This window comes from Streptomyces sp. UH6, from assembly GCF_013421635.1.
GTDB lineage: Bacteria > Actinomycetota > Actinomycetes > Streptomycetales > Streptomycetaceae > Streptomyces > Streptomyces abyssomicinicus.
Genome location: NZ_JACADT010000082.1, coordinates 1 through 11560 on the forward strand (window position 1 = coordinate 1; position 11560 = coordinate 11560).

Sequence of the window (11560 nt, forward strand, 5' to 3'; positions counted from 1 at the left end):
CGGGGAACTTCTCCTGCCACGGCCCCAGGACCTCGGACAGCGCACGCGGCACCCGCGCGGCCGTCCCGTCCCGCGGCTCGGGCAGGATGTCGCCGCGGTCGGAGCGCGGCAGCGTCCAGCCGTGGACGACCCGCAGGACCGCCGCTCTCCGCGAGGCCGCCTCGAAGGCGAACGCGATCAGTGCGTCACCGGGCTTGCTCAGGTCCAGCCCCAGGACGACGTCCCGGCGGCCGGCGGCGAGGGACCCACCGGTCGCCGGGCTCCCCTCGGTCGCCGGGTTCGCCGGCGGCTGCTTCTCCTCGGCGTCACCGGACCGCACCAGGACGACCGGCAGTTCGCTCCGCGCCAGAACCGCGAGGGAGACGGAGCCGAGCAGGAAGCCGGCGAGCCGGCCGAGCCCGCGGGAACCCAGCACCAGCAGCTCGGCCTCCTCACCGGCCTCCACCAGGGCCGTGACGGGCTGACCGGGCAGCTCTCCCGTGTCGATCCGCAGGGAGGGGTGGCGGCCGGCCAGACGGGCCCGTGTCCTGTCCAGGAGGGCGCGGGCGTACTCGCGGCGCACCCCGTCCGGCGGCATCGGCGCCTCCGGCCCGGTCCCGGACGCCAACGTGGGCGTCCGCAGGACCGAGGCGTGCACCAGACGCAGGGGCCGGTCACGCAGCAGTGCTTCACGGGCGGCCCAGCCGGCGGCGGCCAGACTCTCCGGCGAACCGTCCAGGCCGACGGTGAGGGGGCGGGTCATGGGGACCTCCTTCGGACACCTCCAGCCTCCGCCCGCCCTCCTGCTCCGGGCAGAGGCCACTGGTCCCCGCCCGGCGGCCGATGGACCCTCGCCCACCGCCGGGCGTCCCGTCCGGCCCGTGTCCATGCCCGCCCAGTCCTCCTGGAGCCCAAGAGTTCCTGAGCCCGAGGCCCTTTCACACGGCGAGCCACACCCCGCACGCCGCCGTGGCCACGGTGCACAGGGACACCCCCGCAGCCACGGGGAGCGTGAGGGGCCGGAGGCGGGGTCCGCGTGCACGCGCTTCCTGGATCTCCCTGACCCGGGCGTGCGCCAGAGCCGTGAACACCAGCCACAGTGCGCAGCAGGCCGCGCCCACGGCCATCGCCCCGGTCGAAGGCGCGTCCCGCAGGGCCGCCCTGACGGCCAGTACGGCGACGACCGCGGCCGAGAGGGTCGTACGTCGCCATGCCAGCCGTGTCCGCTCGGCCTGGAGCCCCGGATCCCGTTCCGGCGCCGACGGCGGCTGTGCGGTGGCCTCGTTCATCCGGCCGGTCCGAGAACCACGACGACCACCATGACCAGTGCGACCAGCGCCACCACCAGGCCGAGCAGCGCGGGGAAGCGCGTCGGGGGCAGGTCCTCCCCGCGGCGCATCGCGAGTTCGCACCGCACCCAGCGGTCGACCGCGCGCACGGCGCACACCGCGCCCACCGCGAGCAGCGCGCAGGCCAGCCCGACCCGCCAGCCCCAGCGGAGGCCGGGCAGGAACTGGTCCACCGCGAACCCTCCGCCGACCAGGGCCAGCGCGGTGCGCAACCAGGCCAGGAAGGTCCTCTCGTTCGCCAGCGAGAAGCGGTAGTCCGGAGTGTCGCCTTCCTCGCCGATGTGCTGCGGCGCGAACCAGAGACGCAGGGTCCGGATGATTCCGATCATGCCCGGGACCCTACCGGCCGTCCCGTCCGACGGGTCGCCGCACCTGCTGACGTGCGCGGGAAGTACCTGCCGGTGCGTCAGGACGGCCGCGGCCGCCGACGGTGTCGGCGGCAGCGGCCGGCCCGTCCGGGCGGGCGGGCGGTCGTCAGCAGTAGAGGTTGCCGCCGGTCGGGGTCCCGAGGATCTGCGTGAACCGCTGGTAGTTGTTCACACGGCTCTGCACCTGCGCCGGGTTCCTGCCGTCGCACTCCAGGGAGCCGTTGATGCTGCGTATGGTCTGGCCGAAGCCCGCGCTGTTCACCATGGCGTTGTGCGGGGTCATGCTGCCGGGGCCGGTCTGGGTGTTCCAGTACCACAGCGCCGTCTTCCAGGCGACGGCCGAGTCGTTCTGCACCAGCCAGGGGTTGTTGAGGAGATCGATGCCGAGCGCGTCGCCCGCCGCCTTGTAGTTGAAGTTCCAGCTCAGCTGGATCGGGCCGCGGCCGTAGTAGGCGGACTGCCCGGCCGGACAGCCGTAGGGCCGGCTCCAGTCGCAGTAGTGCGCGTAGTTGGCGGTGTTCTGCTCCACCACGTGGACCAGCCCGCCGGTCTCGTGGCTGACGTTGGCGAGGAAGGCAGCGGCCTCCTGCTTCTTCACCGTGTCGCTGCCGGTGTTGGCGAAGCCGGGGTAGGCGCTCAGCGCGGCGGTGAGGCCGCTGTAGCTGTAGAAGGAGTTCCGGTTGGGGAACATCTGGTTGAACTGCGCCTCCGTCACGACGAAGCGCGTGCTGGGCGTGCCGGGCCCGTTGTCGCAGGCGTACGGCTCCCAGTACCAGGTGCTGATGATCGGGTCGTAGCCCGGGTTGGCGTGCTCGGCGATGTACGCCTTTCCGTCGGTGTAGCGGACGATGTCACCGGCGTTGTACGCCTTGCCGGCCACCCAGTTCGGGTAGGTGGAGCACGCCGCGGCGGCGGCGTTCGTGGCCGGGAGCATCACCGGGGCGGCGCCGGCGAGCGCGAGGACGGTCAGGACCGCGGAGACAGAACGTCGTGGCACGAGATCAACTCCTATGCGCGGCACGGCCGCGTCCTGGGGCGGGACGCAACGGCCCGCACGGCGTGCGCCGGTGGACCGGACACGGCGTGGGGGCGGCCGTGGTGGGGGTGTGGAGCCACACTCAACCGCTTTGGTCTGTACCAGTCAAGGAGGGAGACCGGTCAGGTATAGACCAATAAAGGTCAGGGGCGGGGCCGGAGCACCTCCAGGGCTCCGGTCTCGGTGTCGTAGCTGCGCAAGGTGACGAGCCGGGCCGACAGCGGCGGCACCGGCAGCAGCTCCTGGACGCGCCGGTCGGCGAAGGCCCCGGGCCGCCGGCTCCGGCCGAGGGTGACGTGCGGGCTCCACCGCCCTGGCGCGTGCAGGGGGTTGAGGGCCTGGTGGGGGCTGTCCGCGGTCACCGCCTCCCACGCCCGGCGGTGCAGGCCGGTCAGCGCGGCGTCACGGTCCAGCGCCCAGGCCAGCACCGAGGTGGGTCGCTCGAACCGGACCACGCCGGTGAACCGCACCGGCAGCGGCAGGGCCGCGGCCACCGCGGCGAGCTCCCAGCGGATCGGGGCGGTCAGCTCCGGGCAGGCGGCCAGGGTGAGGTGCGGACTGTTGGTCGGTGAGCGATGACGTGCCTGACTGGGCAGCCCCGCGTCCGCGAGCCGCCGCCAGGCCTCCCGGACCGCCAGGTCCGCCGCCTCGTCCAACAGGAGCTCGACCGTGCGCACCTGCGCAGCGTACCCGCGGGGCCGAGAGGCCCCGCGGGCAGGTCAGCCCCGACGGCAGGTCAGGGCAGGGTCCATCGCTGGTTGCTGTTGGCGTGGCAGGTCCACAGGTGGACCGCGGTGCCGTCGTTCCAGGTGCCGCCGGACGCGTCCAGGCACTTGCCCGAGGCGGGGTTGCGGACCGTCCCGTCGGACTGCCCCGACCACACCTGCGCACCCGTGCCGTTGCACGTCCACAGCTGGATCCGCGTCCCGTCGGCACTTCCCGCACCCGACACGTCCAGGCACTTGCCCAACGCCCGCACCGTGCCGTCACCAGGCAGCGTCCACCGCTGCGCGGCGGTGCCGTTGCACGTCCAGATCTGCACCTTCGTGCCGTCCGCCGACTGCCCGCCGTCCACGTCCAGGCACATGCCGTTGACGCCCTTCACCTCACCCGAACGGGGGCCGGGTTCCTGGCCTCCGCCGCCTCGCTTGACACGGATGTTGCGGAAGGACACCTCGTCGCCCTCCCCGTGGTTCTGGATGCCGATGTGTCCCTGCCGCAGGCTCCGCGCCGGGTCCGTGTTGGTGAAGTCGTTGATCTTCCGGCCGTTGAGGAAGATCTCCAGGCGCTCGCCGGTCACCCGCAGTTCGTAGGTGTTCCACTCCCCCGGCGGGTTCAGCGCGGCGTCCCGTGCGGCGATGTCCGCGGAACGGAAACCGTAGACGGCGCCGGTGGTGCGGTCGGCCGCGTCGGTGGCGTCGATCTGGATCTCGTAGCCGTTGTCCACCGCCGTCCAGGGGTCGCCGGAGGCGGGGAAGCCGAGGAAGACGCCGGAGTTGTCGTCCCCGGCCGTTCTCCAGTCGAGCTTGAGGGAGTGGTCCCCGCTGAACTCCTCGGCCGCGTACCAGTACAGCCCCATCCCCCCGGTGGAGGTGAGGGTGCCGTCCGCGAGGGTGAAGCCGCCGGGGCCGGCCTGGCTCCAGCCGGCGGTGGAGGAACCGTCGAACAGGGGCGTGTAGCCGGTTTCCGGCCGGCAGTCGGCGTCCGTCATCCCGGCCGCCCAGCGGATGCCGCCGAGCAGGTGCCGCCGGAAGGCGGTCTCGGAGTAGGACTCGTCGGTGTGGCCGCCGCCGGTGTAGAAGGCACGGCCGCCCCGGTAGTCCTTGCACCAGGCGATCGGGTGGTCGCCGGACATGCTTCCGCCCGAGTAGCTGGACTCGTCGAGGGAGGCCAGGACGCGGGCGGTGGTGCGCGGGTTGGAGCGGTAGTCGTACCACTCGTCGGTGCGCTGCCAGGTGCTGCCCAGGTGGGCCGTGGCGTCGTGGGCGCGGTCCTCCACCTCGACGGTGGCGGACTGGACAGCCGGGTGGGAGCGGAAGAGCGCGCCGGCCAGGCCCTCGTAGAAGGGCCAGTCGTACTCGGTGTCGGCCGCGGCGTGGATGCCGACGTAACCGCCGCCGCCCTGGATGTACTGCTCGAAGGCCGTCTGCTGGGCGGCGTTCAGCACGTCACCGGTCGTGGAGAGGAAGACGACCGCCTTGTACCGGCCGAGGTTGCCGGGGGTGAAGGCCTGGGCGTCCTCGGTGGCGTCCACGGTGAAGCTGTTGGCGGCGCCCAGGGCCCGCAGGGCCGCGATGCCGTCGTCGATCGAGGAGTGACGGAAGCCCGCGGTCCTGGAGAAGACCAGGACCTCGTACGCCGGGTCGGCGGCCGCGGACACCGTCGCCGCGTCGGCGGCCGCGGATGCCTTGGCCGGGTCGGCGTCCGCGCGTGGGCCCGCGGCGTCGGAACGGGGCACTGCGAGGGGACGGCCCGCCTCGGCCGGCTGTGCGGTCGCCTGGGGTGCCAGGCAGAGGACGGCGGCGGTGAACAGGCCGAGGGCGGCCTTGGGAATGGTGCGCATGGTCGGTTCCTCCCTTCCGGAGCGGTTCAGGGCAGGGTCCATTTCTGGTTGCTGTTGGCGTGACAGGTCCACAGGTGGACCGCGGTGCCGTCGTTCCAGGTACCGCCCGACGCGTCCAGGCACTTGCCCGAGGCGGGGTTGCGGACCGTCCCGTCGGACTGCCCCGACCACACCTGCGCACCCGTGCCGTTGCACGTCCACAGCTGGATCCGCGTCCCGTCGGCACTCCCCGCACCCGACACGTCCAGGCACTTGCCCAACGCCCGCGCCGTGCCGTCACCGGGCAGCGTCCACCGCTGCGCGGCGGTGCCGTTGCACGTCCAGATCTGCACCCTCGTGCCGTCCGCCGACTGCCCGCCGTCCACGTCCAGGCACATGCCGTTGACGCCCTTCACCTCACCCGAACGGGCCGGGTCGCCGGAGGTGGTGAAGGAGAACTCGTCCACGTCGAACAGGGAGCCGCTGCCGCCCTTGAAGACGAGGTGGAGGGCGGTGGTGCCGGAGGGCTGGTTGCTCAGGCCTGCCGTGACGTCCTGGAAGGTCTCCCAGCCGCCCGTCACCGGCACGGTGGCGGTGCCGAGCAGGGTGCCCGTGGGGGATCCCGCCCGTACCTCGATGGTGCCGCCGGCGCCCGCGGAGGAGACGCGTGCGGAGAACCGGGTGGTGTTGCCGAGGGCGTAGGGCCGGAAGGAGATCCAGTCCCCGTTCTCGATGTGGCCGACGGTCCTGCCGCCGTGGGCGGGCGTGTGGTTGACGACCTGGACGCCGGCGGAGTCGGAGTAGTGCTCGGCCTGCCGGTGGGAGGGCTGGGTGATGTGCTGGTCGTGGGTGGTCAGCGCGGGCTGCCCCCCGGCTCCCTTGTCGGTGTACTCGGCGTCGACGACGCCGAAGATGTTGGCGTTGGGGTCGTGTTCGCCGTCGGCGAGGGTCTGGAGCCTCCCCTCGCATCCCGTGGTCGAGGTCTGCGGATGGCCGTGGCTGTCGTGTCCGACGACGAAGGTGACCTTCACCCTCGAGCAGTCGACCGTGCCGTCCTCGGGATCGGTCACCGTCACCTTGTAGGGGATGGCGTCACCGAAGTCGTGGACGCTGCCGTCCGCGGGCAGGTCGAGCCTGACCGTCGGCGCGGTGTTGCCCACCGTGATCAGGACGGACGCCGTGCCGGACTTCCCGGTCGCGTCCGTCACCTTCAGCGTCGCCGTGTACTGGCCGTTGCTCCGGTAGGTGTGGGACGGGTCGGCCGCCGTGGAGGTGGTGCCGTCGCCGAAGGTCCAGGCGTGGCTCAGGGCGTCACCGTCGGGGTCGGAGGTGCCGGCGGAGGAGAACGAGACGGACAGGGGCGCCTTTCCGGAGGTGACGTCCGCCGTCGCCTGGGCCGTCGGCGCGCGGCCGCCGGTGACGTGCTCGATGCGGTACAGGGCGGAGTTGGCGTCGCCGTTGAAGTAGCCGGTGCCGTAGTCGAGTACGTACAGGGCACCGTCGGGTCCGAAGGCCATGTCCATCACCTGGGTGCCGGTCCAGGGGAAGGAGTTGATCGACTGCACGGCGCCGCCGCTGCCGGTCTCGATGCGCTTGATCCACCGGCGGCCGAACTCTCCGGCGAAGAAGTCGCCGTCCCACTCCTGGGGGAACTTGACCGCGGAGGTGGAGCCGGCGTCGTACCGGTACACCGGGCCGCCCATGGGCGACTCGGAGCCGCCGCCGAACTCCGGGACGGAGTCGCCGTTGTAGGGGATCCACGCGGGCTTGGCCGGGGGCAGGTCGGTCAGTCCGGTGTTCCTCGGCGAGTTGTTCTTCGGTGCCGCGCAGTCGAACGCGGCCCCCGAGGCGCCGGTGGCGAAGTTGTGGTCCGTGTAGGCGTCGTTCCTGCCCGTGCAGTACGGCCACCCGTAGTTGCCCGCCTCGGTGATGCGGTTGAACTCGACCTGGCCCTCCGGCCCTCTCGCCGGGTTCGCGGTGCCGGAGTCGGGACCGTAGTCGCCGAGGTGGACGATGCCCGTCGCCTTGTCGACGCTCATCCGGAACGGGTTGCGGAAGCCCATCGCGTAGATCTCCGGCCGGGTCCTTGCGGTGCCGGGCGGGAAGAGGTTGCCGCCGGGGATCGTGTACGTGCCGTCCGCGTCGACCTTGATGCGCAGGACCTTGCCGCGCAGGTCGTTGGTGTTGCCCGCGGAACGCTGAGCGTCGTAGGCCGGGTTGCGCGAGGGCCGCTCGTCGATCGGGGTGAAGCCGTCCGAGGCGAAGGGGTTGGTGTCGTCGCCGGTCGACAGGTAGAGGTTGCCCTGCGCGTCGAAGTCGATGTCGCCGCCGACGTGGCAGCAGGTGCCGCGGGAGGCGGGCACGTCGAGGATCTTCCTCTCGCCGGCGAGGTCGAGTGTTCCGTCGGTCCTGAGGACGAACCGCGACAGCCGGTTGACGCCGTCGAAGGGGGCGAAGTCCGCCGCCGAGCCGTCGGACGGGGCGTCACCGGCCGGAGTGGCGAGCCGGGGCGCGTAGTAGAGGTAGACGTACCGGTTGGACGCGAAGCCGGGGTCGACGGCGACGCCCTGCAGGCCTTCCTCGTCGTGGCTGTACACGTCCAGCTTGCCCGCCACGGACGTGGTGCCCGCGGCGTTCGTCAGCCGGAGCGTGCCGTCGCGCGAGGTGTGCAGGACCGAGCGGTCCGGCAGCACCGCGAGCGTCATGGGCTCGCCGGTCTCGGCCACGCCCTTGGCGAGCGTGATCTGCTGGAATTCCCCGGCCGCGGCTTCGGCCCCGGCCGCGGCCACGGCCTGCGGGCGGTCCTGGCCGCCCGGGCCGTCGGGCTGGGCGGCGGCCGGGGACAGGGTCAGCAGAGGGGCGAGGACACCGGCCGCCGCGGTCAGCAGCAGGCGGGCCCGTCCGGGTAAGAGCGGTCGTGTGCGCACAGAGTTCTCCCCAGGGAGGTGGGATGGCGGCAGACCCGGGAGGGCTGCCTCGAGGAGTACAGGCGCGCGCCGTCGCGCCTCGACCGGCCCGCGCTCCGCGTGACCGGTTCATTACAAGGAAGCTAGCGAGCTTTGCCCGTCCCCGGAACCCGAAGCGCACAGGATCTCGAAACTTTCTCCCGTGGCGGGACAAAGTGAATCACCGGGCCCCCGCCCGGCGGCGCGACGACTCCAGGCCGGGCCGCCGGGCACCGCCGCCGCCCCACGGCATCCCGGTCAGCCGGACGGGCGCCCCTGGGGCTGCCATTCGATCAGCAGGATGGTGGCGTCGTCGGTCAGCTTGTCGTGGTGGTGGTCGAGGATGTCGTGGATGAGCAGCCGCAGGATCTCGGCGGGGCGCTGTCCGGCGGCGGCGGAGCGGATGATGAAGTCGGTGAACCGGCCGAGGCCGAACTCGTCGCCGCCGCGGCGGGCCTCGGTGACGCCGTCCGTGTACAGCAGGACCCGGTCGCCGGGTTCCAGGGTCGTCTCGTGCACCGCGCGGGTGGCCCCGGGGCCGAGCAGGCCGCCCAGGCCCATGGGCGGCTGCGGCGGGCTGTCGAGTGCCTTGTCGAGCACGCGCTGGCCGCGGATGAGCAGGGGGGCGGGATGGCCGCAGTTGCTCCAGCGCAGTACGCCGGTGTCGGCGTCCAGCCAGCACACGACGCCGGTGCAGAACTGGTCGGGGAGCCACTGGGCGAGGGCCTCGTCGACGGACTCGACCATCTCGGCCAGGTCGGCGCGGGAGCGGCGGGCGTTGCGGCAGCACGCCAGCGCCACCGCCGTGGTCAGGCCGGAGGCGAGGTTGTGCCCCATGGAGTCGAAGATCGCGGCGTGCAGGACGTTCCGGGTCAGGGAGTGGTCGAAGGCGTCCCCGCCGAGGTCGTAGGCCGGCTCCAGCACGCCGGTCGAGATCACCGAGGAGGTCCCGACGCTGCGCGGCGGGAGGAAGGCGCGCAGCATCTCGGTGTGCGCGTGCATGCTGCGGGTACGGGTGCGGGCCACGAACCAGTCGCTGTAGGTGCGCTTGGAGGTGACCACCATCGAGAGCGTGTGGGCCAGCAGCCGGCACCGGCGCAACCGCACGGCGTCCATCGTGGCCGACCGCACGCCCAGCACGCCGAGGCGCTCCGCGCCGTCGACCAGCGGCACCCACACGACCAGCTCGTTCTGTTCCTCCTCGATCCGCATGGAGACCGTGCGGTAGGCCCATCCCGCCTTGCTGTCGTCCACCGGCAGCCGGGCGTCCTGCTCGTCGAGCGGAACGAGGATCCGCTGCTGCAGGTCGACCAGGTAGATGGTCGCGCCGTTCAGCCCCATCGCCCGGGCGCAGCGGTCCACCAGCCCGGGCAGCTGGTAGGGGACGATCGCGTGGACCTCTGCGAGCATCCGTTCCAGCAACTGCTCTTCCAGGCCGAGGGCCGCCACGCGGTCGTACTCGTCCGTCACGACGTCACCTCCACTCCGTTCGTCCACTCTCACACCGTTCGTCCGTCGGGCCCACCGCCCCTGCGCAGATGGAGCAACGCCGCCCGGCGGACGCCGGGCGGCGCTAGCGACCACCGGGGTGCCGGTGCCGCCAGGTCCAGAACACCGCGCACGACAGCAGGGCCCAGCCGCCGAGCACCAGGAACGGGAACGCGTGCTGGTGCCCGCGGAAGTACACCGCCGTGTGCTGCGCGTTGACCGAGGCGCCGGGCGGCAGCCACTTGCCGATCTCCCCGAGCGGCGACGGCAGCAGCGGCCAGGACACCGCGCCGCCGGACGAGGGGTTGCCCAGCAGGACCATCAGCCCCCACGTCGGGAGCATCGCCCAGCGGCCGACCAGGGTGTTGAACATGGTGAAGACCATGCCGCTCGTGAACAGGGTGAGCGCCAGGATCAGCCACGACTCCGCGAACGGCAGGTCGAGGGCGCCGAGCAGCCAGTCCACGGTCGCCGCGATGGCGAATCCGCTGAGCAGCGCGTAGGCGAGGGTGAAGACCATGCGTTCCAGGGGGGTCAGGTCCCGTGCGTGCACGCTGAGTTGAATGGCCCCCAGGAAGCCGATGATGACGGCGGCCAGCGAGATGTAGAAGATGGCCAGCCCGCGCGGATCGCCCTCCTGGAGCGGGTTGAGGTCCCGGACGGTGACCACGACGCCCGTCCTCCTCCCCACGGCCGGCGCCGTGTCGGCCAGCACCTCGGCGACCGAGGCCCCGGACGCACCCGACAGGTCGAGGACCGCGGTCCGCCCGTCGTCGCGGATGTCGAAGATCGCGAAGACCCTCTGGTCGTCCATGGCCTGGCGGGCCCCGGCGACACTGCCGAACCGGCGCACCTTCACGGACGCGTTCAACGCCTTCTCCAGGCCGTCCAGGAAGGCCTGCCCCCGGGCCTGCTCGTACGAGCCGACCACGGCCGCGGGGATGGAGTGCGGCGTCGGATCGGCCATGGCGAAGGTGTACGAGCCGGCGAAGAGGCCGGCCGCCGCGGCCAGGATGAGCGTCAGCACGACGGCGGGGCGCAGCGGTGACTGCCGGAACTCGGACCACCGCCGGCCGAGCGTCGGCGGCTGGGCGTCGTCACCACGGAACAGGTCGGCCATGGCGAGGACATTTCCACAGATGAGGAGGAAAGTACCGAAAGCGCCACGGAGGCCGGACGGTGGCCCGGCATGCGCTCCCCGCCGCCCGTGCGGTGTGACCTGCATGGAAGCGTCCGATCCGGGCATATGGGCCGACCCGGGACTTGGAGGGAAGCATGACGATGACGGAGCAGCCGGCCGGTGCGGCGATCGAGGACGCCGCCTGCTGCGAACACGCCGCCGGTCACGGCGCGCAGCGCGGTCCCGAAGCACCGGAGGAGACTCCGCGCGAACGGGTCAACCGCCGCTGGAACGAGATCCTTCAGGAGACCCGGGTCACCCAGACCGGCGTGCAGATCCTCTTCGGCTTCCTGCTCAGCGTGGCGTTCACCCCCACCTTCAGGCAGCTGGAGACGCTGGACCGCGGCATCTACGTCGTCACCGTGGTGCTCGGCGCGGCGGCCACCGCGTCGCTCATCGCGCCCGTCGCCATCCACCGCTTCCTGTCGGGTCAGCGGATGAAGGACGAGATGGTGGAGACCGCCGGCCGCCTGATGGTGTGCGGCATGGTCCTCCTGGCGCTGACCATCGGCTGCACCCTCCTGCTGCTCCTGCGCTTCGTCCTCCCCGGAGTCCTCGCCGAAGTGCTCGTGGGCGCGGTCATGCTCTGGTTCGGCCTGTGCTGGTACGTGCTGCCACTGCGCCTGCGCCGCCGTGCCGCTCGCCGCTCCCGCACGGCCGGCGACGCGTAGGG

10 protein-coding genes are annotated in these 11560 nt (G+C 72.3%); 1 reads left to right on the top strand and 9 read right to left on the bottom strand.

Annotated features, from left to right (window positions below):
- The 9 genes from HW445_RS07695 to HW445_RS07735 form a co-directional block, all read right to left on the bottom strand.
- A partial coding sequence (locus tag HW445_RS07695) for a universal stress protein (RefSeq protein ID WP_180220274.1) occupies positions 1-742 on the bottom strand: 742 nt, incomplete at its 3' end.
- Positions 743-917: 175 nt separating this feature from the next.
- Complete coding sequence (locus tag HW445_RS07700; RefSeq protein WP_180220275.1) at positions 918-1268, bottom strand: DUF202 domain-containing protein; 351 nt, start codon at positions 1266-1268, stop codon at positions 918-920.
- Complete coding sequence (locus HW445_RS07705; protein WP_180220276.1) at positions 1265-1657, bottom strand: YidH family protein; 393 nt, start codon at positions 1655-1657, stop codon at positions 1265-1267. The genes HW445_RS07700 and HW445_RS07705 overlap by 4 nt, the downstream gene beginning before the upstream one ends.
- Before the next feature lie 145 nt (positions 1658-1802).
- Positions 1803-2693, bottom strand: a complete 891-nt coding sequence (locus HW445_RS07710) for a glycoside hydrolase family 19 protein (RefSeq protein ID WP_180220277.1) — start codon at positions 2691-2693, stop codon at positions 1803-1805.
- Between the two features lie 182 nt (positions 2694-2875).
- Positions 2876-3409: a 2'-5' RNA ligase family protein gene (locus HW445_RS07715; protein ID WP_180220278.1), complete on the bottom strand. Its 534-nt coding sequence runs from the start codon at positions 3407-3409 to the stop codon at positions 2876-2878.
- A 59-nt stretch (positions 3410-3468) separates the two neighbouring features.
- Positions 3469-5295, bottom strand: a complete 1827-nt coding sequence (locus HW445_RS07720) for a lectin (RefSeq protein ID WP_180220279.1) — start codon at positions 5293-5295, stop codon at positions 3469-3471.
- Positions 5296-5321: 26 nt separating this feature from the next.
- Positions 5322-8201, bottom strand: coding sequence for a PQQ-dependent sugar dehydrogenase (locus tag HW445_RS07725; protein WP_180220280.1), 2880 nt, complete (start codon positions 8199-8201; stop codon positions 5322-5324).
- Positions 8202-8477: 276 nt separating this feature from the next.
- Positions 8478-9689 carry a PP2C family protein-serine/threonine phosphatase gene (locus tag HW445_RS07730; RefSeq protein WP_308798599.1) on the bottom strand — a complete coding sequence of 404 codons (1212 nt, stop codon included), beginning with the start codon at positions 9687-9689 and terminating at the stop codon, positions 8478-8480.
- Positions 9690-9792: 103 nt separating this feature from the next.
- A complete protein-coding gene (locus tag HW445_RS07735) occupies positions 9793-10827 on the bottom strand; it encodes an ABC transporter permease (protein WP_180220281.1) in 1035 nt (344 codons plus the stop codon).
- 155 nt (positions 10828-10982) lie between these two features.
- Between HW445_RS07735 and HW445_RS07740 the strand changes: the two genes are divergently transcribed.
- A complete protein-coding gene (locus tag HW445_RS07740; RefSeq protein WP_180220282.1) occupies positions 10983-11558 on the top strand; it encodes a DUF6328 family protein in 576 nt (191 codons plus the stop codon).
- The last annotated feature ends 2 nt before the right edge of the window (positions 11559-11560 follow it).